The 25,265-nt window shown below is 74.9% G+C and carries 24 protein-coding genes; 15 read left to right on the top strand and 9 right to left on the bottom strand.

Annotated elements, in window-relative coordinates:
* Positions 1 to 4 precede the first annotated feature (4 nt).
* The 5 genes from G6553_RS01190 to G6553_RS01210 all read right to left on the bottom strand — a co-directional run bounded on the left by G6553_RS01190 (position 5) and on the right by G6553_RS01210 (position 5,728).
* Positions 5 to 784, bottom strand: coding sequence for a 3-oxoacyl-ACP reductase (locus tag G6553_RS01190; RefSeq protein WP_166188379.1), 780 nt, complete (start codon positions 782 to 784; stop codon positions 5 to 7).
* A 96-nt stretch (positions 785 to 880) separates the two neighbouring features.
* A complete protein-coding gene (locus G6553_RS01195) occupies positions 881 to 2,239 on the bottom strand; it encodes an aldehyde dehydrogenase family protein (protein WP_166188381.1) in 1,359 nt (452 codons plus the stop codon).
* Between the two features lie 36 nt (positions 2,240 to 2,275).
* Positions 2,276 to 3,667, bottom strand: coding sequence for a glutamine synthetase family protein (locus tag G6553_RS01200; RefSeq protein WP_347565435.1), 1,392 nt, complete (start codon positions 3,665 to 3,667; stop codon positions 2,276 to 2,278).
* Entirely contained in the window at positions 3,664 to 5,073 is a 1,410-nt protein-coding gene (eat, locus tag G6553_RS01205) for an ethanolamine permease (protein ID WP_166188382.1), read from the bottom strand. The genes G6553_RS01200 and eat overlap by 4 nt, the downstream gene beginning before the upstream one ends.
* Before the next feature lie 157 nt (positions 5,074 to 5,230).
* Positions 5,231 to 5,728, bottom strand: a complete 498-nt coding sequence (locus G6553_RS01210; protein ID WP_166188384.1) for a thioesterase family protein — start codon at positions 5,726 to 5,728, stop codon at positions 5,231 to 5,233.
* An 83-nt stretch (positions 5,729 to 5,811) separates the two neighbouring features.
* Between G6553_RS01210 and G6553_RS21960 the strand changes: the two genes are divergently transcribed.
* From G6553_RS21960 to G6553_RS01230, 4 genes are read left to right on the top strand one after another with little or no spacing between them, the layout of a single operon-like run.
* A complete protein-coding gene (locus G6553_RS21960; RefSeq protein WP_166188386.1) occupies positions 5,812 to 6,894 on the top strand; it encodes a PP2C family protein-serine/threonine phosphatase in 1,083 nt (360 codons plus the stop codon).
* Positions 6,894 to 9,632: a hypothetical protein gene (locus G6553_RS01220; RefSeq protein WP_166188388.1), complete on the top strand. Its 2,739-nt coding sequence runs from the start codon at positions 6,894 to 6,896 to the stop codon at positions 9,630 to 9,632. The genes G6553_RS21960 and G6553_RS01220 overlap by 1 nt, the downstream gene beginning before the upstream one ends.
* Complete coding sequence (locus G6553_RS01225; protein WP_166188390.1) at positions 9,619 to 10,458, top strand: ATP-binding cassette domain-containing protein; 840 nt, start codon at positions 9,619 to 9,621, stop codon at positions 10,456 to 10,458. The genes G6553_RS01220 and G6553_RS01225 overlap by 14 nt, the downstream gene beginning before the upstream one ends.
* Complete coding sequence (locus G6553_RS01230) at positions 10,455 to 11,102, top strand: ATP-binding cassette domain-containing protein (protein ID WP_166188392.1); 648 nt, start codon at positions 10,455 to 10,457, stop codon at positions 11,100 to 11,102. Before G6553_RS01225 ends, G6553_RS01230 begins: the two co-directional genes overlap by 4 nt.
* Here the strand turns inward: G6553_RS01230 and G6553_RS01235 are convergent.
* A complete protein-coding gene (locus G6553_RS01235; protein WP_166188394.1) occupies positions 11,068 to 11,700 on the bottom strand; it encodes a hypothetical protein in 633 nt (210 codons plus the stop codon). The genes G6553_RS01230 and G6553_RS01235 overlap by 35 nt on opposite strands.
* 118 nt (positions 11,701 to 11,818) lie before the next feature.
* Here G6553_RS01235 and G6553_RS01240 point away from each other — a divergent pair, with 118 nt between their 5' ends.
* Positions 11,819 to 12,961: an LLM class flavin-dependent oxidoreductase gene (locus tag G6553_RS01240; protein ID WP_166188396.1), complete on the top strand. Its 1,143-nt coding sequence runs from the start codon at positions 11,819 to 11,821 to the stop codon at positions 12,959 to 12,961.
* Positions 12,958 to 13,581, top strand: coding sequence for an FMN reductase (locus G6553_RS01245; RefSeq protein ID WP_166188397.1), 624 nt, complete (start codon positions 12,958 to 12,960; stop codon positions 13,579 to 13,581). Before G6553_RS01240 ends, G6553_RS01245 begins: the two co-directional genes overlap by 4 nt.
* A gap of 85 nt (positions 13,582 to 13,666) precedes the next feature.
* Here G6553_RS01245 and G6553_RS01250 read toward each other — a convergent pair whose 3' ends face one another.
* A complete protein-coding gene (locus G6553_RS01250) occupies positions 13,667 to 14,200 on the bottom strand; it encodes a YbhB/YbcL family Raf kinase inhibitor-like protein (protein WP_166188399.1) in 534 nt (177 codons plus the stop codon).
* 95 nt (positions 14,201 to 14,295) lie between these two features.
* On the opposite strand from G6553_RS01250, the gene cobA reads away from it, so the two are divergent.
* Together cobA and G6553_RS01260 are read left to right on the top strand one after the other, a co-directional pair.
* Positions 14,296 to 15,555: a uroporphyrinogen-III C-methyltransferase gene (cobA, locus tag G6553_RS01255; protein ID WP_166188401.1), complete on the top strand. Its 1,260-nt coding sequence runs from the start codon at positions 14,296 to 14,298 to the stop codon at positions 15,553 to 15,555.
* On the top strand, positions 15,556 to 16,359 hold the full coding sequence (locus G6553_RS01260; RefSeq protein WP_166188403.1) for an RNA methyltransferase: 804 nt from the start codon (positions 15,556 to 15,558) through the stop codon (positions 16,357 to 16,359).
* A gap of 419 nt (positions 16,360 to 16,778) precedes the next feature.
* Here the strand turns inward: G6553_RS01260 and G6553_RS01265 are convergent, their stop codons facing one another.
* A complete protein-coding gene (locus G6553_RS01265) occupies positions 16,779 to 17,357 on the bottom strand; it encodes a hemerythrin domain-containing protein (protein ID WP_166188404.1) in 579 nt (192 codons plus the stop codon).
* 328 nt (positions 17,358 to 17,685) lie between these two features.
* On the opposite strand from G6553_RS01265, the gene G6553_RS01270 reads away from it, so the two are divergent.
* The 7 genes from G6553_RS01270 (at position 17,686) to G6553_RS01300 (ending at position 24,733) form a co-directional block, all read left to right on the top strand.
* Positions 17,686 to 18,546, top strand: a complete 861-nt coding sequence (locus tag G6553_RS01270; protein ID WP_207619177.1) for a resuscitation-promoting factor — start codon at positions 17,686 to 17,688, stop codon at positions 18,544 to 18,546.
* 264 nt (positions 18,547 to 18,810) lie between these two features.
* Positions 18,811 to 19,920, top strand: a complete 1,110-nt coding sequence (locus G6553_RS01275; protein ID WP_166188406.1) for an NAD-dependent epimerase/dehydratase family protein — start codon at positions 18,811 to 18,813, stop codon at positions 19,918 to 19,920.
* Positions 19,917 to 20,771: a UbiA family prenyltransferase gene (locus G6553_RS01280; RefSeq protein ID WP_207619178.1), complete on the top strand. Its 855-nt coding sequence runs from the start codon at positions 19,917 to 19,919 to the stop codon at positions 20,769 to 20,771. Before G6553_RS01275 ends, G6553_RS01280 begins: the two co-directional genes overlap by 4 nt.
* Positions 20,768 to 21,982 carry a geranylgeranyl reductase family protein gene (locus G6553_RS01285; RefSeq protein WP_166188408.1) on the top strand — a complete coding sequence of 405 codons (1,215 nt, stop codon included), beginning with the start codon at positions 20,768 to 20,770 and terminating at the stop codon, positions 21,980 to 21,982. The genes G6553_RS01280 and G6553_RS01285 overlap by 4 nt, the downstream gene beginning before the upstream one ends.
* Entirely contained in the window at positions 21,979 to 23,127 is a 1,149-nt protein-coding gene (locus tag G6553_RS01290) for a 3-oxoacyl-[acyl-carrier-protein] synthase III C-terminal domain-containing protein (protein ID WP_166188409.1), read from the top strand. The genes G6553_RS01285 and G6553_RS01290 overlap by 4 nt, the downstream gene beginning before the upstream one ends.
* Positions 23,124 to 23,669, top strand: coding sequence for an isoprenylcysteine carboxylmethyltransferase family protein (locus tag G6553_RS01295; protein ID WP_166188411.1), 546 nt, complete (start codon positions 23,124 to 23,126; stop codon positions 23,667 to 23,669). Before G6553_RS01290 ends, G6553_RS01295 begins: the two co-directional genes overlap by 4 nt.
* Positions 23,666 to 24,733 (top strand): NAD(P)/FAD-dependent oxidoreductase, encoded by a 1,068-nt coding sequence (locus G6553_RS01300; RefSeq protein ID WP_166188413.1) that lies wholly within the window; start codon positions 23,666 to 23,668, stop codon positions 24,731 to 24,733. The genes G6553_RS01295 and G6553_RS01300 overlap by 4 nt, the downstream gene beginning before the upstream one ends.
* Here the strand turns inward: G6553_RS01300 and def are convergent.
* A partial coding sequence (def, locus tag G6553_RS01305) for a peptide deformylase (protein ID WP_242679817.1) occupies positions 24,700 to 25,265 on the bottom strand: 566 nt, incomplete at its 5' end. The two genes, G6553_RS01300 and def, sit on opposite strands and share 34 nt — an antisense overlap.

Raw genomic sequence — 25,265 nt, forward strand, 5'->3', positions numbered from 1 at the left:
GCCCTCACAGCGGCGTGACGTAGGCGCCGGAGATGCCGCCGTCGACCAGGAAGGTGTTGGCGGTCATGAACGAGGAGTCGTCGGAGGCCAGGAACAGCACCGCCGACGCCATCTCCTCCGGGTCGCCGAAGCGGCCCATCGGCACGTGCACGAGCCGGCGCGCGGCCCGCTCGGGGTCGCTGGCGAAGAGCTCCTGCAGGAGCGGGGTGTTGACCGGCCCCGGGCACAGCGCGTTGACCCGCACGCCCTGACGCGCGAACTGCACGCCGAGCTCGCGGGTCATCGAGAGCACGCCGCCCTTGGAGGCGGAGTAGGAGATCTGCGAGGTCGCGGCGCCCATGACGGCCACGAACGACGCGGTGTTGATGATCGAGCCCTTGCCCTGCTCGAGCATGTAGGGCAGTGCTGCCTTGCAGCACAGGTACACGCTCGTCAGGTTGACCTCCTGCACCTTGCGCCAGGCGTCGAGGTCGGTGTCGAGGATCGAGTCGTCCTCCGGCGGGCTGATGCCGGCGTTGTTGAAGGCGATGTCGACCGAGCCGTAGGTGTCCTTCGCCGTCCGGAACAGCGCGTCGACCTGCTCCTTGTCGGTGACGTCGACGTGGACGTACGTCGCGAAGTCGGTGCCGCCGAGCTGCCCCACCAGCTGGTGCCCGCGCTCGTCGTCGATGTCGCCGATGACGACCTTCGCGCCCTCCTCGACGAAGCGCTGGACGGTCGCCAGGCCGATGCCCGAGCAACCGCCGGTGACGACCGCGACCCGGTCCTGGATGCGTCCTGCCATGCGTGTGTCCCTCCTGGGGTCGGGTCGTGTGCCTCACGACGCGCGGGGGCGCGTCCTCGGGCACACGACCCCGGGGTTGGTGTGCGGGTGCTGCGGTCAGTGGGCGATGAAGACGTTCTTCTCCTCGGTGAACGCCTGGGGCGCGTCGGGTCCGAGCTCGCGGCCGAGGCCGGACTGCTTGTAGCCGCCGAACGGCGTCCAGTAGCGGACCGAGGCGTGGGAGTTCACCGAGAGGTTGCCGGCCTCGACGGCGCGGGCGACGCGGAGGCCCCGCCCGAGGTCGCGGGTGTAGATCGAGCCCGACAGGCCGTAGTCGGTGTCGTTGGCCCGGGCCACCGCGTCGGCCTCGTCGTCGAACGGCATCACCGCGACGACCGGCCCGAAGACCTCCTCGCGCCAGATCCGCTGCGCCGGGTCGTCGACCGCCACGACGGACGGGGCGACCCAGAATCCGTCGCCACCGGGCGTCGAGCCGCTGATGGTCACGTCGACCTCGGACAGGTAGCCCGCGACCGTGTCGCGCTGGCGCGCCGAGATCAGCGGGCCCATCTCCGAGGCCTCGTCGGTCGGGTCGAGCACCCGCAGGCCGGTGACGCCGGGCTCGAGGAGCGAGAGGAACTCGTCGTACGCCGAGCGCTCGACGAGGATCCGCGAGCGTGCGCAGCAGTCCTGGCCGGCGTTGTCGAAGACGGCGTACGGCGCCGCCGCGGCCGCCGCGGCGAGGTTGGCGTCGGCAAAGACGATGTTGCTGCTCTTGCCGCCCAGCTCCAGGGTGACCCGCTTGACCTGGTCCGCGCAGCCGGCCATCACCCGCTTGCCGACCGCGGTCGACCCGGTGAAGCAGACCTTGCGCACCAGCGGGTGGGTCACAAACCGCTCGCCGACGACGTCGCCGCGGCCGGGCAGCACGGTCAGCACCCCCTCGGGGATGCCGGCCTCGAGCGCGAGCTCGGCCAGCCGCAGCGCGGTCAGCGGGGTGAGCTCGGCGGGCTTGAGCACGACCGTGTTGCCGGCGGCCAGCGCGGGGGCCATGCCCCACGCGGCGATCGGCATCGGGAAGTTCCAGGGGACGATGATCCCCACGACGCCGAGCGGCTCGTGGAAGGTCACGTCCGTGCCGCCGGCGACCGGGATCTGCCGGCCGAAGAGCCGCTCGGGCGCGCCGGCGTAGTAGTTGAGGCAGTCGCGGACGTTGCCGGCCTCCCAGCGGGCGTTGCCCCAGGTGTGGCCGGCGTTGCGGACCTCGATCTCGGCGAGCTCCTCGACGTGGGCGTCGACGACCGCGGCGTACCTGCGCAGCAGCGCCGCCCGTTCGCCGGGCGCGACGGCCCGCCAGCTCGCGAACGCCTCGTGGGCGCGCGCGATGGCGGCGTCGGCCTCCTCCACCGAGGCCAGCGGCACCTCGGTGATCGGGCGTGCGGTGGCCGGGTTCACCACGGTGAACAGGTCGGTCATGCAGCTCCCCTCGTCGGGCCGGGGGTCACATGCGGCTCACATGCGTTCGAAGCCCCGGCGCAGCTCCCAGTCGGTGACGGCCGCGTCGAACGCCTTGAGCTCGACGTCGGCCATGTTCGTGTAGTGGTCGACCACGGCGTCACCGAACGCAGATCGTGCCACCTGCGAGGACGTGAAGGCGTCCCGGGCCTCCCGCAGCGTCTGCGGCACCAGCTCGAGGCCCTGGTTGTAGGCGTTGCCCTCGGTGGGCGGGACGGGGTCGAGCTCGTTCTCGATGCCGTGGAGGCCGCCGGCGATCATCGCGGCGATGGCGAGGTAGGGGTTGACGTCGCCGCCGGGCACGCGGTTCTCCAGGCGGGCCGAGGGGCCGGACCCGACCAGGCGCACCGCGCAGGTCCGGTTGTCCATCCCCCAGGCGATCGCGGTCGGCGCGAACGAGCCGTCGGCGAAGCGCTTGTAGGAGTTGACGTTCGGGGCGTAGAGCAGCGTGAAGTCGCGCATCGTGGCCAGCAGGCCGGCGATGAACTGGTCGTAGACGCGGGTCCGGTCGTCGCGCTCGGCGTCCCAGAACACCAGCTCGCCGTCGGTGCCGCGCAGCGAGAGGTGGATGTGGCAGGAGCTTCCCTCGCGCTCGTTGAACTTCGCCATGAACGTCAGCGACTTGCCGTGCAGCGCCGCGATCTCCTTGGCCGCGGTCTTGTAGACGACGTGGTGGTCGGCGGTCACCAGCGCCTCGTTGTAGAGGAAGCCGATCTCGTGCTGGCCCAGGTTGCACTCGCCCTTGGCGCCCTCGACGTCCATGCCGGCGGCGTACATGGTGTTGCGGATGTCGCGCAGCAGCGGCTCGACGCGTGTGGTGCCGAGGATGGAGTAGTCGACGTTGTACTGGTTGGCCGGCCGCAGCTGCTGGTAGCCGCGGTCGAAGGCCTCCTCGTAGGTGTCCTCGAAGACGATGAACTCCAGCTCGGTCCCGGCGTGCGCCTCCCAGCCGCGCTCGCGCGCCCGGTCGAGCTGGGTCTTGAGGATCGTGCGGGGCGACTCGGCGACCGGCGTGTGGTCGGGCCACACCAGGTCGCACTGGACCATCGCGGTCGCCGGGAGGTGGGGGAGCAGCCGCAGCGTGCTCCAGTCCGGCAGCCACTCCATGTCGCCGTAGCCGCGCTCCCAGGAGGAGATCGCGTAGCCGTCGACGGTGTTCATGTCGACGTCCACCGCGAGCAGGTAGTTGCAGCCCTCGGTGCCGGCCTCGAGCGCCACGTCGAGGAAGTACGCCGCGTGCAGCCGCTTGCCCTGGAGCCGGCCCTGCATGTCGGTGAAGGCCATCACCACCGTGTCGACCTCGCCGTCGGCGACGAGCCGGCGCAGCCGGTCCAGCGTGAGCATCCGGTCGTTGACCGGCTGCTCGGTCCCTGCGGTCAGGTCGGTCACGAGAGTCCCTTCTCGGCGTCCTCGATGGCGGCGAACTCCTCTTCGGGAGCCCCCGCGACGATGTGGTGGCGGCTGTACAGGGCGAAGTAGGCGATCGCCAGCGCGAAGACGCCCGCGGTGATGAGCACCGCGGTGGAGTTGACGAAGAAGCCCGCGACGACGGCGACGCAGGCGAGCACGAAGCCGATGCCGGTGGTGACGACGCCGCCCGGGGTGCGGTAGGGCCGCTCGAGCTCGGGCTCGCGGATGCGCAGCACGATGTGGGAGAGCGTCATCAGCACGTAGGAGATCGTCGCGCCGAAGACCGCCACGAGGATGAGCAGGTCGCCCTCGTTGAGCATCGCCATGACGAAGCCGATGATGCCGGGCACGATCAGCGCGAGGTACGGCGTCTTGCGGCTGCCGGTGCGCGAGAGCACCTTCGGCAGGTAGCCGGCCCGCGAGAGCGCGAAGGTCTGGCGCGAGTAGGCGAAGATGATCGAGAAGAAGCTGGCGACCAGGCCGAGCAGCCCGACGACGTTGACGAACGTGCTGACCGCCGTGGAGCCGCCGTACGCCGTCTCGAGGGCGTCGACGAGCGGGTTGCCGGACTCCTGGAGCGACTCCGCGCCGGCCGCGCCGGGGGCGACGAGCAGGATCATCGCGGCGAACGCCAGCAGCGTCAGCATCGCGGCGATGATGCCGCGCGGCATCGAGCGGGCCGGGTCCTTGGTCTCCTCGGCGGCGAGCGGCACGCCCTCGACGGCGAGGAAGAACCAGATCGCGTAGGGGAGGGCGGCCCAGATGCCGATCAACCCGAACGGCAGGAAGTCGCTGGCCCCGGCGGCGTCGGTCGGGGTGATGTCGACGAGGTTGGCGGCGTCGAACTTCAGCGCGGCGGCGACGACGAAGGCGAGCAGCGCGATGACCGCGATGGCCGTGATCGCGAACATCAGCTTCAGCGCCTCACCGACGCCCCACAGGTGCAGGCCGATGAACACGAGGTAGAAGACCGCGAAGACCAGCGGGCCGTCGATGCCGACGAGGGAGTCGACGTAGGCGCCGATGAAGTTGGCGATCGCGGCGGGCGCGATGGCGTACTCGATGAGGATGGCCGTGCCGGTGAGGAAGCCGCCCCACGGGCCGAGCGCGCGGCGCGCGAAGCCGTACCCGCCGCCGGCGGTCGAGATGGTGGAGGACATCTCCGCCAGCCCGAGCACCATGCACAGGTACATCACGCCCATGATGACCGTGGCGACCAGCAGGCCGCCCCAACCGCCCTCGGCGAGGCCGAAGTTCCAGCCGGCGAAGTCGCCGGAGATGACGTAGGCGACGCCGAGCCCGGCCAGGAGGACCCAGCCGGCCACGCCGCTGCGCAGCTGCCGCTCCTCGAAGTAGGCGGCGTCCTCGTGCTCCCGTGTGGTCATGTCGAGTCCTGTCTGCCGTCACGGTGGCGGGGCCCGAGCCCACCGGGGTTGCTAGACGGTAGTGACCACTTCCGGCACCCGACAAGCATCGTGTCGGCGCGGCGACAGGACGGATCCCGCGACGGGTTCCACGACGGGCCCCGCGCGGGCCCCGTGCTCAGCGCAGGCCGAGGCACCCGGAGACGTCGGGCTCCCAGGGCAGCTCGGCGTGCTCGGCGATCCGCCGGTCGAGCCCTGCGGCGACCTCCTCGGGCCACGGCGCCGTGCGGCGGGTGGTCATGTCGATGTGGAGGAAGACCTCCTCCATCACGTAGCTGAGTCGCTGGTGGGTGTCGTCGAGCAGGTGCACCAGCGCGTGCGCGGCGCGGTCGGAGCGACCGAGCAGCCGCACCCGCGCGGACATCCGGTCACCGGTGCGGAGCTCGGCGACGTAGCGCAGGTGGTGCTCCGCGGTGAAGCAGGCGTGCCCCAGGGCCGGCCAGTTCTGCGGGATGCCGAGGTCGACGAGCGACTCGTCGAGCCCCTCGCTGGCGATGCCGGTGTAGTGGCGCACGTTGAGGTGCCCGTTGGCGTCCTCGAAGGCGATGGGGACCGGCTGCTCGGCGTAGGCCGGGAGGGTGGCCAGCTGCTCGTAGGTGGGGTGTGGGGTGCTCACGCTCCGCGACACTAGCGGCCGGCTCCGGCGTGCCCGGTGGAGAACGCGTCCCGCGGGTCGTCCGCGCCACTAGTCTTCGGGCCGTGGGCCGGTCCGGGACGTTCGTCAGCGACTGGCGTTCGGGTTCCTGGGACAGCCAGGTGCGCGTCCTCGCGCTGCTCGTCGTCGGCGTGCTGGTCTCGGGGGTGGTGTCGTGGGTGGACTACGGGACGCTGCCGGCGGCGACGTACGTCGTGTGGCTCATCCTCGGCATGCTCACGCTCCGCTTCCAGCCGCTGGTGCCGCTGACCGGCCTCGTGCTCGTCGTGGCGCTGGTCGCCATGGCCCACGACGGCCCGCTGACGGACGCCCGGGTCTCGGTGGCGATCACGCTGCTCGTCTGCGCGGCCCTCGTCCTCGTCCAGTCGGGACGTCGGCGCAGCGGCCTCCCGACGCTGCTGAGCGAGTCGCTGCTGACCGAGCTCAAGGGCCGGCTGCAGGCACAGGGCACGGTGCCGGAGCTCCCGGCGGGCTGGTCGGCGCAGAGCGCGATGATCGCCTCCCACGGCACGGGCTACGCCGGCGACTTCCTCGTCGCCGACCTCACCGACGACGGCCACCGGCTGGAGATGGTGCTCGTCGACGTCTGCGGCAAGGGCATCGCGGTCGGGCCACAGGCGCTGCAGTTCGCCGGCGCGCTCGGCGGCCTGATCGGGGCGCTGCCGCCCGAGCAGCTGCTGCGCGCCGCCAACGCCTTCCTGCTGCGGCAGCGGGCCGACGAGTCCTTCGCCACCGCCGTCCACGTGCTCGTCGACCTGCGCGACGGGCGGTGGACGGTCACGAGCGCGGGCCACCCGCCGGCCCTGCGGTACGACGCGGCCGACCGCGCCTGGCACGTGGACGGCGCCCGCGGCACGGCGTTGGGGGTGGTGCCGGAGCCCGAGCTGCACGCCTCCACCGGCACGCTCGCGCCCGGTGACGCGTTGATGTTCTACACCGACGGCGTGGTCGAGTCGCGCGGCACCGACATCGACGCGGGCATCGTCTGGCTCCAGCGGACCGCGGGCGAGGCCGTCGACGGCCGCCACGGTGGGTTCGACGGGGCCGCCCGCCGGATCATCGACCAGGTGCCGCGGGGCGACGACGACCGTGCCGTGCTGGTCCTGCACCGGGCCGGCGGGCAGTAGTGCCGACCCCGCACCGGGGGCGGCACCCGCTCTGGACGACCGCGCCCGCCCGGCTCCTGCACTCGCCCGGCTGGCTCGTGCTGGTGCTCCTCGCGGCCTCGCTGCTGGTCGCCTCGGTCGTCGCGCCCGCGCTCTTCCGCACCAGCGCGCGCACCGCCGCGCTCGACGCCCGGGTCGAGACGGCGGCGGCCGAGCCGGCGCCGGGCGCGTCCGCGGACCTCCGCGCGTCGTGGGTCGGCGGCGTCCTGCCGACCCCGGGCGAGGGGCTGGTGCTCGAGCGCCTCGACGCGCTCCCCGGCTTCGGCCCGCCGGTCCTCGGCGCGGCGGGGGCGGCGCAGGAGCGGCGGCTCCGGGCCGTCGTCCGCGTGGGCGGGACGTCGACGGGCGCGGCGCTCTTCACCCACGACGGCGTCGTCGAGGCGCTCGGCGGCGACGAGGACGACCGAGGCGTCTGGCTGCCCACGGAGATCGCCGAGGGGCTCGGCGTGGTGCCGGGCGACCGGGTGCGCGTCGGGCTCGAGAGCGTCTCCGCGACCTCCGCCGCCTCGCGGTACGCCGGCGCCCCGCTGGCCGGCACGTACGACCCCGCCCCGGGCTCCGTGCTGCCGGCCGCCGTCGCCGACACGCCCGGGAGCGAGGACTGGGTGCTGCCGCTCGACCCGGCCCGCCCCGGTTCCGCCAGCCCGCTCGTGGTCACGGGCCGGGCGACGTTCGCCCGACTCGCCCGCGCCGTCGACGAGGAACCGTTGTACGCCGTGGACCTCGCGGCCGACCCCGCCCTCGACCCGGACCTGGCCGAGGGCGCCGTCGCCGCGCTCCAGCAGCTCGCGGTCGAGGCGTTCGACGACAGCACCGAGCTCGCCCGGGCGACCCAACGCGCCGTGCCGATCGGGACGCGCCTCGAGCTGGCCTCCGGCCTGCCCGACCTGGTGGACGAGGCGACGGAGGCCGCGTCGAGCGCCGAGCAGCAGGTGGGGCCCTACGCCACCGCCGGGCAGGTGCTCGCCGCCGCGCTGCTCCTCACCGCGTGGGTGCTCGTCGGGCGGAGCCGCCGCCGGGAGGAGGCGCTGTCCGCCGGCCTCGGCGTCCACCCCGCCGCGACGGGCGCCCTCACGCTGCTCGAGCTGCTGCCGGTCGCGCTGGTGGCCGTGCCGCTCGGCACCGTGGCCGCGGTGGTGGCGATCGACGTCGCCGGCCCGCCCGCCGACCTGGGCCTCGGCGACCTCACGGCCGGTGACCGCGGCCTGGCCCTGCTCGGCGGTGGGCTCGTGCTGCTGCTGCCGAGCCTGGTCGCGGTCCTGGCGGCGCTCCGCGCGGAGGTGGGCGGGCGCGGCCGGCTCGGCGCCCGGGTCCGCGCCGTCCCGTGGGGGCCGCTCGTCCTCGTCGCGACCGCTGTGGTGCTCGTCGGGGTCCTCTCCACCGACCCGGCCCGCCGGGGCGGTTCGCCGCTGACCACCGTGCTGCCGCTGCTGGTCGCCGCCTCCGCGGCCGCCGTCGTCGTGCGGCTCGCCGGTCTCGTCCGGCTGCCCGGCGCACGGCCGGGCGGCGCTCGCTGGCTCGCCGGCCGCCGGTCCGCCGGGGCGGCCGCCGCCGACCGCGGCCAGCAGGCGCTGACGGCGGTGCTCGCCGTCACGCTCGGGTTGTTCGCCTACACGCTGACCGTCCACCGCGGGCTCGTCGAGGGCGCGGACGACAAGGTCGCCGCGCTCGTCGGCGCTCCGACCGTCACGTCCTTCGAGGACGCACTCCGCGGCACCGGTCGCCGGGCCATCCCGCCGCCGGTCGACGGCTCCACGCTGGTCTGGCGCCAGCGGGCGACGCTGCCGCCGGTCTTCGGCGCGCAGCAGCTGCTGACGATCGACCCGCCCACCTTCGGCGACGTCGCCGACTGGGGCTCGACCGGCACGCTGGCGCCGGGGCGCGACCTGATCGACCGGCTCGCGGACCCGGCCGCCGACGGCGTACCGGTGCTCCTCGCCGGTGACACCGAGCGCGCCGTCGGGGACCGGGGGACGCTGGAGGTCAACGAGGAGATTGGCCTCCCCTACATCGTGGTCGGCGTCCTGCCCGCCTTCCCCGGCTCCGAGGCCCGCACCGGGGACGCGGCGGTGGTCGCGAGCAGCCGCGTGGTCTTCCCGCGGCTGCCGGGCTACCTCGACCCCCGTGACCCGCTGTCGGTCGACGCCACCGGCCCCTTCACCGCCGAGGTCTGGTCGCAGGCGGCGCCCGAGGAGCTCCGCGACCGGCTGCGCGGCATCGGCCTGGTCCCGGACGACGTCGTCACCATGGCCGGCGCCGCCGTCGGCGAGGGACTCCTGTCGTCGTCGTGGGCGGCGCAGTACGTCGTCGTCCTCGGGCTGGTCGTGCTGCTGCTCGCGCTGGCGAGCGCGCTGGCCCTCGGTCTCCGGCTGGCCGACCGGGACGCCGTCTCCGACGTGCTGCTGGCCCGGATGGGCTGGCGGCCGCGGCAGCTCGCCGCGGCGCGGACCTGGGAGGTGGTGCGGGCCGTGCTCACCGCGGGTGTCGCGACGCTGGTGACGACAGCGGCGATGCTGCTCGGCCCGAGCCTGGTCGACCAGGTGACCTCCGTGCTGCCCGTCAGCCGCCCGCGGGTGGGCCTGACCGAGGTGCTGGCCGTCGCGGCGCTCGGCGTCGCGATGGTCCTCGCGTCCGCCGGGGTCGGCCTGGCCCGGGCCCGGGGCCGATCGAGTGCGGAGGTGCTGCGTGGCAACGGGTGACGTGCTCCCCGGGCCGGTCGTGGAGGCCGCCGACCTGACCCGGGTCTACCGGTCGGCGACGGGGGAGACCTACGCCCTGCGCGGCGTGGACCTGGCGCTGCTGCCCGGCTCGCTGACCGTCGTGGCCGGCCCGTCGGGCAGCGGCAAGAGCAGCCTGCTGACCCTGCTGTCGGCCCGCGAGCGCCCGAGCGCGGGCGAGCTCCGCGTGCTCGGCGGCGACGTGGCGGGTGCCTCCGCGGCGCTGCTGCGCCGGCTGCGCCACCGGCGGATCGGCTACGTCCCGCAGCGCGCGTCCACCGGGCTCTTCCCGCACCTCACCGCCGCCGCACACGTCCGCCAGGTCGCCAGCTGGCGGCGCGACCGGCACGCGGACGTCGACGCGGTCCTGGACGTCGTCGGGCTCGGGGCCCGGGGCGGCCACCGCCCGGCCACGATGTCCGGTGGCGAGCAGCAGCGGCTCGCGGTCGCGATGGCGCTGGTCGCCCGCCCGGCGCTGGTCGTCGCCGACGAGCCCACCGCCGAGCTCGACCACGGCCACGCCGACCGGGTGCTCGACGCGCTCGCCGCGGCCGCCGACGAGGGCAGCGCGGTGGTCGTGAGCAGCCACGACCCGCGGGTGACCGAACGGGCTGGGCGGCTGCTGCGGCTGCGCGACGGCGTGCTGTCCAGCGAGACCGCGCAGTCCCGCGAGACGGTCGCCGTCATCGACAACGCGGGGCGGCTCCAGCTGCCGCCGGCGCTGCTCGCCCGGTTCCCGTCGCGCCGGGTGGTCGTCGAGGCCGACGGCGAGCACGTGCGGCTCCGGGCGCCCGAGGACCCGGCATGAACGGCAAGACCGGCCTGTCGCTGCGCGGCGTGAGCCACGGGTACGGCGCCGGCAGCCGCCGCGTCGCGGTCCTCCACGACATCACGCTGTCGGTCGAGCCCGGCGAGCTCGTGGCGCTGCTCGGCCCGTCGGGCTCGGGCAAGACGACCGTGTGCCACCTGGCGGCCGGGTTCGAGGAGCCCGAAGTCGGCACGGTCGAGGTCGACGGCCGGTCGCCCGCCGCGGCCGCGGACTGGTCGCTCGTCGCCGTCGTGCCCCAGCAGCACGGGCTCGTCGAGGGGCTCGGCGTCGAGGAGAACGTGCTCCTGCCGACGTACCGTTCCACCACGCCGGCCGTGCCCTTCGCCCGCCTCGCGGACGAGCTCGACCTCGGCGCGTTCGCGCACCGGCGGGTGGGGGAGACCTCGCTCGGTGAGCAGCAGCGGATCGCCGTGGCGCGCGGGCTGGTGCTCTCGCCGCGGGTGCTCGTGCTCGACGAGCCGACCGGTCACCAGGACGACGACCGGGCCGAGCTGGTCACCGCCGCGCTGGTCGGGGCGGCGCGGGCCGGCAGCGCCGTGCTCGTCTCGAGCCACGACGCGCGGGTCCGGGCCATCGCGGACCGGGTGCTCAGGCTCGAGGAGGGCCGGCTGCTCCACGACTGACGCTCCGCGCCACCAGGAACCCGGCCACCAGCGCGCCGAGCGTCCCGAGCGCCTCGTCGCCCAGGGTGTCCTCGTACGCCGTGTCGGCCTCGGTGCCGTGCCGGATGAACGTGAACCACTCACCGAGCTCCCACCCGATCGCCAGCGCGGCGCCGAGCCCGGTCACGAGCACGACCACCGCCCAGGCCGGGCGGACCGAGCGGCACAGCAACAGCCCGAGCCCGGCGCAGAGCAGGAACCAGTTCACGAGGTGGTTGAGGTCGTCCCACCACACGACCGCGTCGTAGAGGTCGAGGCTGTTGCCGGTCACGTCGACCAGGAACGGCAGCATCACCAGCGTGAACGCGCCGTGCGGCGCCCCATCGGCTGGTCGAGGAAGGCGCGCAGCGCCGGTCTCGGAGCCCGCCGACGACGCCTGCCGGGCCCACAGGAACCACACGGCGGGCGCCAGCAGCATCAGGAGGGGATAGGCGACCAGCCGCGCTCCGAACGCCTTGCCCTCGAAGCGCTCGATGCCCGGCACCCACTGGGCGACGGCGAGCTGGGCCACGGTCGCGAGGAGGACGAGGGCAGGGATCCACCACGGCACGCGACGCATGCCGCCACTGTCGCGGAATAGCCTGACCGGATCCCTCGTTGACACGGATAGTTCGCCTTTCAACCAGCCATTTCCATCACGCCGAGCCGCGGAGCGACCGCGAGAGACGGGGACCGTCATGCAGATCGGGATCTTCAGCGTCGGGGACGTCACCACCGACCCGACCACCGGACGCACGCCTACCGAGCACGAGCGGATCAAGGCCACGGTGGCGATCGCCAAGAAGGCCGAGGAGGTCGGGCTCGACGTCTTCGCGACCGGCGAGCACCACAACCCGCCGTTCATCTCCTCCAACCCCACCGCGACGCTCGCCTACATCGGCGCGCAGACCGAGCGGATCGTGCTGTCGACCGCGACCACGCTGATCACCACCACCGACCCGGTGCTGATCGCCGAGGACTACGCCAAGATCCAGCACCTCACCGACGGCCGCGTCGACCTGATGATGGGCCGCGGCAACACCGGTCCGGTCTACCCGTGGTTCGGCAAGGACATCCGCCAGGGCATCAACCTCGCGATCGAGAACTACGCGCTGCTGCACCGCCTGTGGCGCGAGGACGTCGTCGACTGGTCCGGCCGCTTCCGCACGCCGCTGCAGGACTACACCTCCACGCCGCGGCCGCTGGACGGCGTACCCCCGTTCGTGTGGCACGGCTCGATCCGCAGCCCCGAGATCGCCGAGCAGGCGGCGTACTACGGCGACGGCTTCTTCCACAACCACATCTTCTGGCCGGCCTCGCACACCCAGCAGATGGTCGACCTGTACCGCCGCCGCTTCGAGCACTACGGCCACGGCCCGGCCGACACGGCGATCGTCGGGCTGGGCGGGCAGTTCTTCATGCGCCGCAACAGCCAGGACGCGTGGAACGAGTTCCGTCCCTACTTCGACAACGCCCCGGTCTACGGCCACGGCCCCTCGATGGAGGACTTCACCGAGGCCACGCCGCTGACCGTCGGCTCGCCCCAGCAGGTGCTGGAGCGGACGCTGTCGTTCCGCGACTACGTCGGGCACTACCAGCGCCAGCTGTTCCTCGTCGACCACGCCGGCCTGCCGCTGAAGACGGTGCTGGAGCAGCTCGACCTGCTCGGCGAGATCCTCCCGGAGATGCGCAAGGGCTTCGCCGAGGGTCGTCCCGCGCACGTCCCGGACGCGCCCACCCACGGCTCGCTGGTCGCGGCCGCCGGCGGGGCCAAGGACGCCACGGTGTACGCCGCCGCCGACTCCGCCACGGGTCACCGCGCCGAGGACGTGCTCGCATGACCTCGGTCGTGGTCGTCTCCGCGGGCCTCTCGAACCCCTCGTCGACGCGGCTGCTGGCCGACCGGCTCGCCGCCGCGACGTCGCAGGCGCTCGAGGAGGTCGACGTCACCGTGGTCGAGCTGCGCGACGTGGCGCACGAGCTCACCGACCACCTGCTGACCGGCTTCCCCGGCCCGCGGCTGGCGGCGGCGATCGACGCGGTCCGGTCCGCCGACGGGCTGGTCGTCGTGACGCCGGTGTTCTCCGCGTCGTACTCCGGGCTGTTCAAGACGTTCTTCGACGTGCTGGAGCCCGGCACGCTCGACGGGACGCCGGTGCTGGTTGCCGCGACCGCCGGCACGGCCCGGCACTCGCTGGTGCTCGACCACGCCCTGCGGCCGCTCTTCGCCTACCTGCGCGCCGTCGTCGTCCCGACCGGGGTGTTCGCCGCGACCGAGGACTTCGCGAGCCCGGAGCTGGAGCAGCGGATCGCCCGCGCCGCCGGCGAGCTGGCCGCCCTGGTGGGCAAGGTCAGCCCTGCCGACGCCGCCGGCCCCGCCCGCCGCTCCGTCGACGACGAGCTGGCCGCGCCCACACCGTTCGAGGAGCTCCTCCGCCGCGCCTCGGGCTCCGCTGGTTGAGCAGCGACCGAAGCGAGCGTGTCGAAACCCCGGTGACGATGGGCCGGGCCCCACGCCCGTCACCGGGTCTCGACACGCCGGTTGCTCAGTGCTGGTATGTGCCCTGGAGGATCGCGCGGGCGGCGGTCTTGAACGCCAGGTTGAACGACACGACGGCGGGCGAGGCGTCCGAGTCGACGCCGAGGGTCTCCTCGGTGACGGCGTGGACGACGAAGAAGTACCGGTGGACCTGGTCGCCCTGCGGCGGCGCGGCGCCGGTGAACGCCTTCGACCCGCCGTCGTTGCGGCACATGAACGCCGACCCGGGCAGCTCGCTGCCTTCCGCGCCGATGCCGGCGGGGAGCTCGGTGACGTCGGCGGGCACGTCGACGAGCACCCAGTGCCAGAACCCGCTGGGCGTCGGGGCGTCGGGGTCGAAGCAGGTGATGGTGTAGCTCTTCGTCCCCTCGGGCGCACCCGACCACGACAGCTGCGGCGAGGTGTCGCCGCCGTCGGCCACCTGGTCCTGCTTCAACGGCTGCCCGTCGGTCACGTCGGTGCTGGTGACGGTGAACGACGGCACGGCCGGCAGCAGGTCGTAGGGGTTCGGGCTCACCGGGCGGTCGAGGGACGAGGACATCGGGCTCCTATCGCAGAGGCGGGTCGCGACCGAACGTAGTCCGGTCCCCGAACCCGTACCACCAGCCGCCGGCCCGCACACGGGAGGATGGGCGGGTGGACGACTTCCCGACGTACCCCTCCGGCCTGCGCCTGGCCGGCCGCCGTGTCGTCGTGGTCGGCGGGGGACACGTCGCCCAGCGGCGCGTGCCGCAGCTGATCGCGGCCGGCGCCGACGTCCACGTGGTGGCCCCGGAGGCCACCCCCGCCATCGAGGGCCTGGTCGGGTCCGGCGAGCTGACCTGGCACGAACGTGAGTTCGACGACGCAGACCTCGACGACACCTGGTACTGCATCGCCGCGACGAACCTGCCCACCGTCAACGAGCGGGTCAGCCGCGCCGCGGAGGCGCGGCGGGTCTTCTGCGTGCGGGCGGACGACGCCACCCGCGCCACGGCGTGGACCCCGGCGACGGGTCGGCACGACGGCGTCACGGTCGCGGTGCTGAGCAACCGTGAGCCGCAGCGCTCCGCGTCGATCCGCGACGCGGTCGTCGAGCAGCTGCGCGAGGGGGTGCTGGCGACGCGCCGCGGACGCGACCGTGCGCCGGGCGTCGTGCTGGTCGGCGGAGGTCCGGGGGAGCCGGAGCTGATCACCGTCGCCGGCCGCAAGGCGCTCATGGACGCCGACGTCGTGGTCGCCGACCGGCTGGCGCCGCGGGAGCTGCTCGGCGACCTGCCGGCCGACGTGGAGCTGGTGGACGTCGCCAAGCTGCCCCGGGGGCGGAGCGCGCAGCAGGAGGAGATCAACCGCGTCATCGTCGACCGCGCGCTCGCCGGCAAGCGGGTCGTGCGGTTCAAGGGCGGCGACAACTTCGTGTTCGGCCGTGGCTACGAGGAGGTCCTCGCCTGCCGCGAGGCCGGCGTGCCGGTGACGGTCATCCCCGGGCTGACCAGCCCGGTGTCGGTGCCCGCGGTCGCCGGGATCCCGGTGACGCACCGCGGCGTCGCGCACGAGTTCACCGTGATCTCCGGCCACCTGCCGCCCGGCCACCCGGAGTCGCTGACCGAGTGGGCGGCCGTCGCGCAGCTGCGCGGGACGCTCGTGCTGATGATGGCGGTGCAGAACGCTCCCGCGATCGCCGACGCGCTCGTCGCCGGCGGTCGCGACGCCGGGACCCCCGTCGGCGTCGTGTGCGACGGGACGATGCCGGGGGAGCGGACGGTGCTCTCCACCCTCGGTACCCTCGCCGCCGACCTCGAGGCGGAGCGGGTCAAGCCGCCGGCGATCATCGTGGTCGGCGACGTCGTCGCGGTGGCCCACCCCGAACGCTTCGGCGACCGCGCGGGTGGCTCCTCGGGCGGGGACGGCGCCTGAATGGCCACGATCGTCGAGATCGCCGACCCCGCCGACCCACGGCTCGCGGACTACCGGGACCTGCGCGACGTCGAGCTGCGCAAGAACCTCGAGGCCGAGCACGGGCTGTTCCTCGCGGAGGGCGAGAAGGTCGTCCGCCGCGCGGTCGAGGGCGGCCACGTCCCGCGCTCCTTCCTGATGGCGCCGCGCTGGCTGGACGGGCTCGCCGACGTGCTCGACCGCTCCGACGCACCCTGCTACGTCCTGTCCGAGGCGCTCGCCGAGCAGGTCACCGGGTTCCACGTCCACCGCGGCGCGCTCGCCTCGCTCGAGCGGCGCTCCCTGCCGTCGGTCGACGACGTCCTCGACGGCGCCCGGTCGGTGCTCGTGCTCGAGGACGTCGTCGACCACACGAACGTCGGGGCGATCTTCCGTTCCGGTGCCGCGCTCGGCTTCGACGCCGTCCTGCTCGCCCCGCGCTGCGCCGACCCGCTCTACCGGCGCTCGATCAAGGTCGCGATGGGCACGGTCTTCAACGTGCCGTGGACCCGGCTCCCGGACTGGTACGACGCCCTGCCCGACCTCTCCGCGCGCGGCTTCACCACCGTCGCCCTCACCCTCGCCGACGACTCGTCCCCGATCGAGGACGCCGTCGCGGGGCTGGACAAGGTGGCGCTCGTGCTCGGGTCGGAGGGCCACGGGCTCTCGCCGCGCTGGGAGCAGTCCGCCGACCGGCGCGCGATCATCCCGATGGCCGAGGGGGTCGACTCGCTCAACGTCGCCGCCGCCACCGCCGTCGCCTGCTACGTCACCGCCCGCCGCTGACGCCGCTCGCGTCGCACCACTCCCGGGGTGGTTGCGCTGCCGGCGGCGGCACGGCGTACCCGGCCCCGCGGCTGGCCTGGCGCTCACTCGCCCCGGCCGCCCCGGCCGCCCCGGCCCCACGGGCGTCGTGTGTCTCTGGACGCGTTCCGGCGCGTCCTCGGGCACACGACCGCCGCTCGGTCATCGGGCACACGACCGCCGCTCGGTCATCGGGAGCACGACCGCCGCTGGGTCATCGGGCTGCTGGGGTCACCGGCCGCTGTCGGGCCGCCACGGGGGTCGTGTGCCTCTCGACGCGGCCGGCCGCGGCCTCAGGCACACGACCAATCCCGGCCGACCGCATATCCAGCCGACCGCGGACGACCGACCGCCTCAAGCAGGCCGGCGCAGGCCGGCGCAGGCCGGCGCAGGCCGGCGCGTCAGCGGGTGACGGCGCGGATCGCGTCGCGGGTGCGGTCGACCAGTGAGGCGACCGGTCCGGCTATCCACTGGGCGGCGGGGGAGCCGGCGGTCGAGGGGTGCGGGTGTGTGGGGGCGACCGCCTCCGCGGCGAGCAGCGCCTTGCCCATCACTCGACGCATCGGCTGGTCGCAGGTCTCCAGGATCCGCGGGAGCTCCTCGCGCTCCTCGGCCTCGGCGTGGTCGACCACCATCTCCTGGAACGCCCGGAGCCGGTCGCCAAACTCCGCGCTCGCCACGTCGAGGTGCTCGAGCTCGGCGAGCACGACGTTGGACTCCGCCTCCTCACGGTTGCGCGCGTCGGCCACCCCCGCGTCGGTCCGGGCGGTGACCGGCCGGAGGATCATCTCCTCGGCGGTCTCGTGGACCGCGAGGAAGGCGCGCAGCCGGTCGAAGTGCTGCTGCCGGTGCTCCCCGTCGGCGTCCGCGACCGTGCGGAACATCTCACGGATGCGGTCGTGCTGATCGAGCAGCACCGCGACGACGTCGCCCTCCGGCAGCTCGGCGGCGCGGGCACGCAGGTCGGTGGGCTCGGTCATGGCAGGTGCTCCTTCCGGGTGCGGACGCGAGCCGGGTACCCGGCCCCTCCACCCGCACACGCGACCGACGTCACACCGGCACCCCTGGAACGCCGCCAGGCCCGGCTCCTCGGCTGTCCGCCCGGCGGCCGTGGCCGGCCGGATCGGCGGTCCGGCGTCTCCTGATTCGACTCACCCGGGGGCCTCACGTACCGTCGACGGCCGTTCCGCCGGGCGGCCCCTGATGCCGTTCCGGGCGGGCTCCCGCGGCCGCACGCCGGCCGTGTCACGACCCGGAGACCCTCGCAGCACGGCGAGGGCGTCGACATCCCGTTTGGACCTCCCCCTCATGCACCTGCACCCTGTCCTGCCTTCCGTCCTGCCCATCGGCCGTCCGTCCCGGCTCACGGCCACCTCGACCCTCACGGCAGCGGTCGTCCTGGCGCTGCTGCCCGCCACGGCCACGGCCGCCGAGAGCGGGCCCGCGCCCGCCGGCACCGAGGCCGTGGCTGCTGCTGCCGACCCGTCGGAAGCCACGCCCGTCCGCCTCCGTGTCGGCCGGAACGACACGCGACCGGTGCGCACCTCCGCCGCGTGGCCGGCGGGCGTCCTGCGCCAGCAGGGCGTCGAGGTCTCCCGGCGCGACCAGGTCCGCGTCCTGCGCGCCGACCGCCGCGTGAGCGGCGAGCAGCGCCGGCTCCGCCGTGGGGACACCGTCAAGGTCGTCCGGGTCGAGCGCAAGGTCGACACCCGCCGCGTCAAGGTGCGCGCCGGCGTCGAGGAGCGGCGTACGACGTCGCTGCGACCCGGCCATCGGCGCGTGGTGCGTGACGGCCGCCCGGGGGTGCGCAAGGTGCGCGTCATCCGGGTGACCCACAACGCCCGCGTCGTCGACCGCGCCGTCCGCAAGCAGATGGTCCGGGACCCGCGGCCGCGCCGGGTGCTCGTCGGCGCCCCGCGCCGGTCCGTCCCGGCCGCCGACCACCTGAACTGGCGTGGGCTCGCCCGCTGCGAGTCCGGCGGCAACCCGCGGGCCGTCAACGCGGCCGGCTACTACGGCCTGTACCAGTTCGACACCGGCACCTGGCGCAGCGTCGGCGGCCGCGGCATGCCGCACCGGGCCTCGGCGGGGGAGCAGACCTACCGCGCGAAGCTGCTCTACAAGCAGCGCGGCCGGTCGCCGTGGCCGCACTGCGGTCGCTACCTGTGACCCGCACCCCCGCCGGCTGAACCCGGCCCGCACCGCCACCGGCGCTCGACCACCCGCACGACACGGTGTCCCGGGTCCCTCGACCGGGGGTGCGAGGTACGCCTGGACGGGCCAGACCGCCCGGGCTCCCGCGCTCCCGAGCCACCGGGCGGGCGGTCGTGTGCCCCACGACGCGGTTCGGCGCGTCCGCAGGCACACGACCGCCGGTCGGCGGACACCGCGAGAAGCCGTGTGAGGCCCCCGCGCGCGGGGCACCGAGCGCTCATGCGCATCGCGATCACCGGAGCGTCCGGCAACATCGGCTCGGCGCTGGTGCGACGACTGCAGGCCGACGGCACCCACGACCTGGTCGGCCTCGCCCGGCGCCCACCCGAGGACCACGACAGCGACCACGACAGCGACCACGACAGCGACCACGACAGCGCCCACGGCGACGGGGTGACCTGGCACAGCGTGGACCTCAGCACCGACGCCTGCCACGACACGCTGGTCGAGGCGTTCCGCGGGGCCGACGCGGTGGTGCACCTCGCCTGGGGCTTCCAGCCCTCTCACGACCTGACCTACCTCGCCGAGACCGGCATCGGCGGCACCCGTCGGGTGCTCCGCGCGGTGACCGAGGTGGACGTGCCCCACGTGGTCCACATGTCCTCGGTCGGCGCCTACGCCCCCAAGCAGGACGACCGGCCCGTCGACGAGTCCTGGCCCACCGAGGGCGTGCCGACCAGCCGCTACAGCCGTCACAAGTCCGCCGCCGAACGGCTCCTGGACCAGCACGAGACGGCCCACCCCGACCGGGTCGTCACCCGGATCCGCCCCGGCATCGTCGGCCAGCGCGCCGCCGGGTCGGCGCTGCTGCGCTACGGCGTACCCGCCCTCGTCCCGTCCCGCGCCCTGAGCCTGCTGCCGGTCCTCCCGATGGACCGTGGCCTCGTCATCCCGATGGTCCACACCGACGACGTGGCCGAGGCGATCGCGACCGTGCTCCGCCAGGGGGCGGCCGGGCCGTTCAACCTCGCCGCCGACCCGCCGGTCACCGCGCAGGTGATTGCCGACGCGCTCGGCGCCAGGCTCGTGCACGTCCCGTCGCAGGTCGTCCGGGCGGTCATGTCGGCCGCCTGGCACGCCCGCCTCCAGCAGGTCGACACCGGCTGGCTCGACATGGGCTTCGCACTGCCGACCATGGACACCACCCGCGCCCGGGTCGAGCTGGGCTGGGCACCGACGAAGGACGGTCCGACCGTCTTCGCCGAGGTCGTCGCCGGCATGAAGGACGCCGCCTCCGGGCGCACGCCCGCCCTGCGCCCCCGCTCGGTCATCGGGGCGGTGAGCGACGCCGTACGACGCGGGCCGGTCGCCGTGCGGCGCCGGCCGTGACGACGAGCGCGGTCCCCGCCCGATCGGGTCCGCGCGCCCGGCCCCGGTCCGGGCGCGTCGCCGCGCTGCTCGCCGCCGCCCACGGCGGCCCCGCCCTCGCCGTCACCACGATCGCCGGACTGCTGGCGGTCCGCAGCGACCTCGGCGCGACCGACGCCATGCTCGTCACCGCCGCCGTGCTGACCGGCCAGCTCACCATCGGCTGGGGCAACGACCTGCGCGACCTGCCGCGCGACCGCGCGGTCGGCCGCACCGACAAGCCGCTGGTCACCGGCGCGCTGCCGGTGCGGTGGGTGGTTGTCGCGCTCGGCACCTCGGCCGTGGCCTGCCTCGTGCTCTCCGGGTCCGTCGGCTGGCGCAGCGCGCTGGTCAACGTCGTGCTCGGCGCCGGCGCGGGCCACGCATACAACCTCGGGCTCAAGGCGACGTGGTGGTCCTGGGCGCCCTACGCCTGCGCCTTCGGCACGCTGCCCTCCGTCGTCACCCTCGCCGGGCCGGACCCCGCCTGGGCGCCGGCCTGGATGACCGCCGCGGGCGCGCTGCTCGGCGTCGGCGCCCACCTGCTCAACACGCTGCCCGACCTCGACGACGACGAGCGCACCGGCGTGCGCGGACTACCGCACCGGATCGGGGCGACGCCCTCGCGCGTGCTGGCCGCCGCCCTGCTCGCCGGCGCCTCGGTCGCCGCCGTCCTCGGCCCGGCCGGCAGCCCGCCGGCGTGGGCCTGGGCGACCCTAGCGCTGGCCGTGGCCCTCGCGGCCGTGACGCTGGTGACCCGAGGACGGACGCCGTTCCGGGCTGCCGTCGCCGTCGCCCTGCTCGACGTCGTGCTGCTGGTGGCCGCCGGATGAGCCCGCGCGAGGAGCGCCGGGACAAGGAGCGCTGGGACCTCGTCGTCGTCGGCGCCGGGCCGGCCGGCGCCGCCACCGCGATCGGCGCGCTCCACGCCGAGCCGCGGCTGCGGGTCCTCCTGCTGGACCGCGCCGACTTCCCCCGCGACAAGGCGTGCGGCGACGGCGTCGCCCCGCACGTGCTCGACCTGCTCGCCGAGGCCGGCGTCACCGGGCTGCTCGCCGACCGGACGCCGGTCGACCGCCTGCGGCTGGTCCGCGGCGGCGTCGAGGCGGAGCGGACGATGGCCCGACCGGCGTACGTCGTCCCGCGGGCCGTCCTCGACGCACGCCTGGTCGAGGCGGCGGTCGCCGCGGGTGCCGAGCTGCGGCGGCACCGGGTCCGCGCGCTGCACGAGGAGCCCGGGTGCGTCGTGCTCGACGGCGAGCTGCCCGCGGCTGTGGTGGTCGGGGCGGACGGCGCGCACTCGGTCGTCCGGCGGGCGCTGGACCGGCCGCGCGGACCGGTGGCGCTGGCGATTCGCGGCTACGCACCGGTCACGGCGGCCCACGCCGGCCGCCAGGTCATCGAGCTCGGCACCGAGCACCAGCCGTCGTACGCCTGGTCCTTCGACTCCGGCGACGGCACCGCCAACGTCGGGTACGGCGAGGTGCTGCACGACGACCGGCCCGCCCCCACCCGCGCAGAGCTCTTCGAGCGGCTCGAGCGGCTGCTGCCCGGCGTGACCGCCGGCGGCACCGACTGGAAGGGACACCACCTGCCGCTGTCGACCGCCTGGTGGCGCCCGCGCAACGGCCGCGTCCTGCTCGTCGGCGACGCGGCCGGCCTCGTCAACCCGCTGACCGGCGAGGGGATCTTCTACGCCGTCGCGACCGGGCTGGCCGCGGGCCGCGCCGCCGCCGAGGCACTGCGCCGGGGGAGTCCCGAGCGCGCCGGGGCGCTGCACCGCCGGTCGACCCGGACGATCCTGCTGCCGCACCTGCGCCACACCGCCCTGGCCGCGACCCTGACCCGCAGCAGCCGGGTGCTCGAGGCCGGCATCGCCGCCGCTGCGGCGGACCAGCGCGTCTTCGACGACCTCGTCGAGCTCGGCCTCGCCCGGGGCCGGCTCACCCCGTCCCTCGCGCTCGGGCTCGGCCGCGCGCTGCTCAGACCTCCGCCCGCCACCCGCCTCGACCCGCGACCGCCCGCCCTCAAGGAGCCCGCATGACCGCCACCAGCCTCCCGAGCCGCCCGAGCCGGGTCGTCAGCGTCCGCGGGGCGCTGCCGGAGCACCGCTACGCGCAGAAGGAGATCACCGCCTCCTTCACCGACACGCTTATCGAGGGGTCGGTCAACCCAGCCGTCGTCGAGCGCTTCCACGGCAACGCCTGCGTGGACACGCGGCACACCGCGATGCCGCTCGAGGAGTACGCCGGGTTGGGCGACTTCGGGGAGTCCAACGACGTGTTCATCCGCGCCGGCGTCGAGCTCGGCGCCCGGGCCGTGGTCGACGCGCTCAAGGCGGTCGGTCTCACGCCGGCCGACGTGGACGTCATCGTCTCCTGCACCGTCACCGGCCTCGCCGTGCCGTCGCTGGAGGCACGGGTGGCCCAGGAGATCGGACTGCGCCCCGACGTCGTCCGGCTGCCGCTGGTGGGCCTCGGCTGCGTGGCCGGCGCGGCGGGCGTCGCCCGGCTCCACGACCTCCTGCGCGGCCGCCCCGACGGGGTCGCGGTGCTGATGTCGGTCGAGCTCTGCTCGCTCACCCTGCAGCGCGACGACACCTCGGTGGCCAACCTGGTCGCCAGCGGCCTGTTCGGCGACGGCGCCGCCGCGGTGGTGGCGGTCGGCGCCGACCACCCGCTCGCGCAGGTCGCCGAGCCGACCCAGCCCGAGGTGCTCGCCTCGCGCAGCCGGATGTACCCCGACTCCGAGCGCACGATGGGCTGGGACGTCGGCGCCGGTGGCCTGAAGATCGTCCTCGACTCCTCGGTGCCGGACCTCGTCCGGCAGCACGTCGGCGACGACGTGAGCGGCTTCCTCGCCGACCACGGGCTCACGCACGACGACGTCGAGTGGTACGTCGCGCACCCGGGCGGCCCGAAGGTGCTCGAGGCGCTGCAGGACGCGCTCGAGGTCGACCGCGACGCGCTCGAGATGACGTGGGACTCGCTGCGCCGCATCGGCAACCTGTCCTCCTCCTCGGTGCTGCACGTCATGGCCGACACGCTCGCCGACCGGCCACCCCGGCCCGGCTCCTACGGGCTGATGCTCGCCATGGGCCCTGGCTTCTGCTCCGAGCTCGTGCTGCTGCGTGCGCCGGACGCGGGGACCGCCCGGGACGCCGTGGACGCCCCGGGGGCCACCGCGTGAGCCTGGAGGTCGCCTTCACGCTGCTCGTGGCCGCCGTGGCCGTCGAGCGGGTCGCGGAGCTCGTCGTGTCCAACCGCAACGCAGCGTGGAGCCTGGCCCAGGGCGGTGTCGAGTCCGGGCGCGGTCACTACCCGTTCATGGTCGTGCTGCACACGGGTCTGCTCGTCGGCGCGCTCGTCGAGGTGTGGGTGCGCCGGCCCGAGCCGCCCGCCGCGCTGGTCTGGTCGATGTTCGTGCTCGTCCTCGCGTCCCAGACGCTGCGCTGGTGGTGCATCCGCACCCTCGGCCGCCAGTGGAACACCCGCGTCATCGTCGTCCCCGGCGCACCCCGCGTGACCGGCGGTCCCTACCGCTGCATCCCGCACCCCAACTACGTCGCCGTCGTGGTCGAGGGCTTCGCGCTGCCGCTGGTCGGCGGCGCGTGGATCACCGCGGTCGTGTTCACCGTGCTCAACGCCGGCCTCCTGGCCACCCGGATCCGCGCCGAGGACGCCGCGCTGGCGAACCTCACCGGCCGCGTGCCCGGCGGTGCTGCGGCGTGAAGGACCTCGTGGTCGTCGGCGGGGGACCGGCCGGCCTCGCGACCGCCCTGCACGCCGCCCGCGCCGGCCTGGACGTCACGGTCCTCGAGCAGCGCGCCGGCACCGTCGACAAGGCCTGCGGGGAGGGGCTGATGCCCGGCGCGGTGGCCGCGCTGGCCGACCTCGGCGTCGACCCGGCCGGGCACGACCTGCTCGGGATCCGGTACGTCGCCGGCGCCCGCCGGGTCGAGGCCGACTTCCGGTCCGGCCGCGGCCGCGGCGTGCGCCGCACGACCCTGCACGACGCGCTCAGCCGGGCGGTCGCCGCCGCCGGCGTGGGGGTCGAGCACGTCGGGGTGCACGGGCTCGAGCAGGACGACGAGGGCGTCACGGTCGGTGGGCACCGCGCGCGGTACGTCGTCGCGGCCGACGGCCTGCACTCCCCGCTGCGCCGCTCGCTCGGCCTGGACCGCCCCCGGCGGCGCCAGCTGCGGCGGGGGCTGCGCCGCCACTACGCCGTCCGGACCTGGTCGGACCACGTCGAGGTGCACTGGGCGCGCGACGCCGAGGCCTACGTGACCCCGGTGGCCGACGACCTGGTGGGCGTCGCGGTGCTCACCACCCGCACGGGCTCGTACGACGACCACCTGGCCGCCTTCCCCGAGCTGCTCGACCGGGTCGCCGGCGCCGCGCGCTCCGGCTCGGACCGCGGCGCGGGACCCCTGCGGCAGGACGCCACCGCCCGCACCGCCGGCCGGGTGCTGCTCGTCGGCGACGCGGCCGGCTACGTCGACGCGCTGACCGGCGAGGGGATCGCGCTCGCGGTGGCCCAGGCCGGCGCGGCCGTGCAGGCGGTCGCCCGCGGCGACGTCGCGGCGTACGAGCAGGACTGGCGACGCCTGACCCGGCGCTACCGCTGGCTCACCTCCGCGCTGCTCGGCGCGACGAGCCGGCGGTCGAGCCGCTCAGCGCTCGTGCCGACCGCGGAGCGGCTGCCGTGGCTCTTCGGGGCGACCGTCGACGCGCTCGCCCGCCCGGCCCACGCCGGGACTCACTCCTCGCCGACGGGCCAGTCCGCGGGGTAGTCGCCGGCGAGCTTGTCGTGCTGCTTCTGCAGCTTCTTGCGCAGCTTGGTGGGCAGCCGGTCGCCGAAGACCGTGCCCCGCGTGTGGTCGGTCTCGTGCTGGAGGCACCGCGCGAGCAGCCCGTCGCCGGAGAACGTGACCGGCTCGCCGTCGAGGCCGGTGCCGGTCACGGTCGCGAAGTCCGGGCGCGCGCACTCGACGAACGCGCCGGGGAAGGACAGGCAGCCCTCCTCGGACTCCTCGAGCCGGCGGTCGCGGCCCTCGGGGAGGACGAGCTCGGGGTTGCACACCACGCCGACGGTCCGCTCGCCGGAGTCGTCGGGGCAGTCGAAGACGAAGACGGCCCGGTCGACGCCGATCTGGCACGCGGCCAGGCCGACGCCGTCCGCGGCGTACATCGTCGCCACCATGTCGGCGACCAGCGACCGCAGCTCCGCGTCGTACGCCGTCACCGGCTGCTGCGGGCGGTGCATCACCGGCGTGCCCCAGCGGGTCATCGGGCGGACCTTGCCGCCGGTCGGCAGCGGGCCGT

The sequence above is a fragment of the Nocardioides sp. IC4_145 genome (assembly GCF_011250565.1).
Lineage (GTDB): Bacteria > Actinomycetota > Actinomycetes > Propionibacteriales > Nocardioidaceae > Nocardioides.

Coding starts and splice junctions, on each gene's coding strand:
- G6553_RS01190 (WP_166188379.1), bottom strand. CDS start 784: ATGGCAGGACGCATCCAGGACCGGGTCGCGGTCGTCACCGGCGGTTGC.
- G6553_RS01195 (WP_166188381.1), bottom strand. CDS start 2,239: ATGACCGACCTGTTCACCGTGGTGAACCCGGCCACCGCACGCCCGATC.
- eat (WP_166188382.1), bottom strand. CDS start 5,073: ATGACCACACGGGAGCACGAGGACGCCGCCTACTTCGAGGAGCGGCAG.
- G6553_RS01230 (WP_166188392.1), top strand. CDS start 10,455: ATGAACGGCAAGACCGGCCTGTCGCTGCGCGGCGTGAGCCACGGGTAC.
- G6553_RS01235 (WP_166188394.1), bottom strand. CDS start 11,700: ATGCGTCGCGTGCCGTGGTGGATCCCTGCCCTCGTCCTCCTCGCGACC.
- G6553_RS01240 (WP_166188396.1), top strand. CDS start 11,819: ATGCAGATCGGGATCTTCAGCGTCGGGGACGTCACCACCGACCCGACC.
- G6553_RS01245 (WP_166188397.1), top strand. CDS start 12,958: ATGACCTCGGTCGTGGTCGTCTCCGCGGGCCTCTCGAACCCCTCGTCG.
- G6553_RS01250 (WP_166188399.1), bottom strand. CDS start 14,200: ATGTCCTCGTCCCTCGACCGCCCGGTGAGCCCGAACCCCTACGACCTG.
- G6553_RS01260 (WP_166188403.1), top strand. CDS start 15,556: ATGGCCACGATCGTCGAGATCGCCGACCCCGCCGACCCACGGCTCGCG.
- G6553_RS01265 (WP_166188404.1), bottom strand. CDS start 17,357: ATGACCGAGCCCACCGACCTGCGTGCCCGCGCCGCCGAGCTGCCGGAG.
- G6553_RS01270 (WP_207619177.1), top strand. CDS start 17,686: ATGCACCTGCACCCTGTCCTGCCTTCCGTCCTGCCCATCGGCCGTCCG.
- G6553_RS01275 (WP_166188406.1), top strand. CDS start 18,811: ATGCGCATCGCGATCACCGGAGCGTCCGGCAACATCGGCTCGGCGCTG.
- G6553_RS01285 (WP_166188408.1), top strand. CDS start 20,768: ATGAGCCCGCGCGAGGAGCGCCGGGACAAGGAGCGCTGGGACCTCGTC.
- G6553_RS01290 (WP_166188409.1), top strand. CDS start 21,979: ATGACCGCCACCAGCCTCCCGAGCCGCCCGAGCCGGGTCGTCAGCGTC.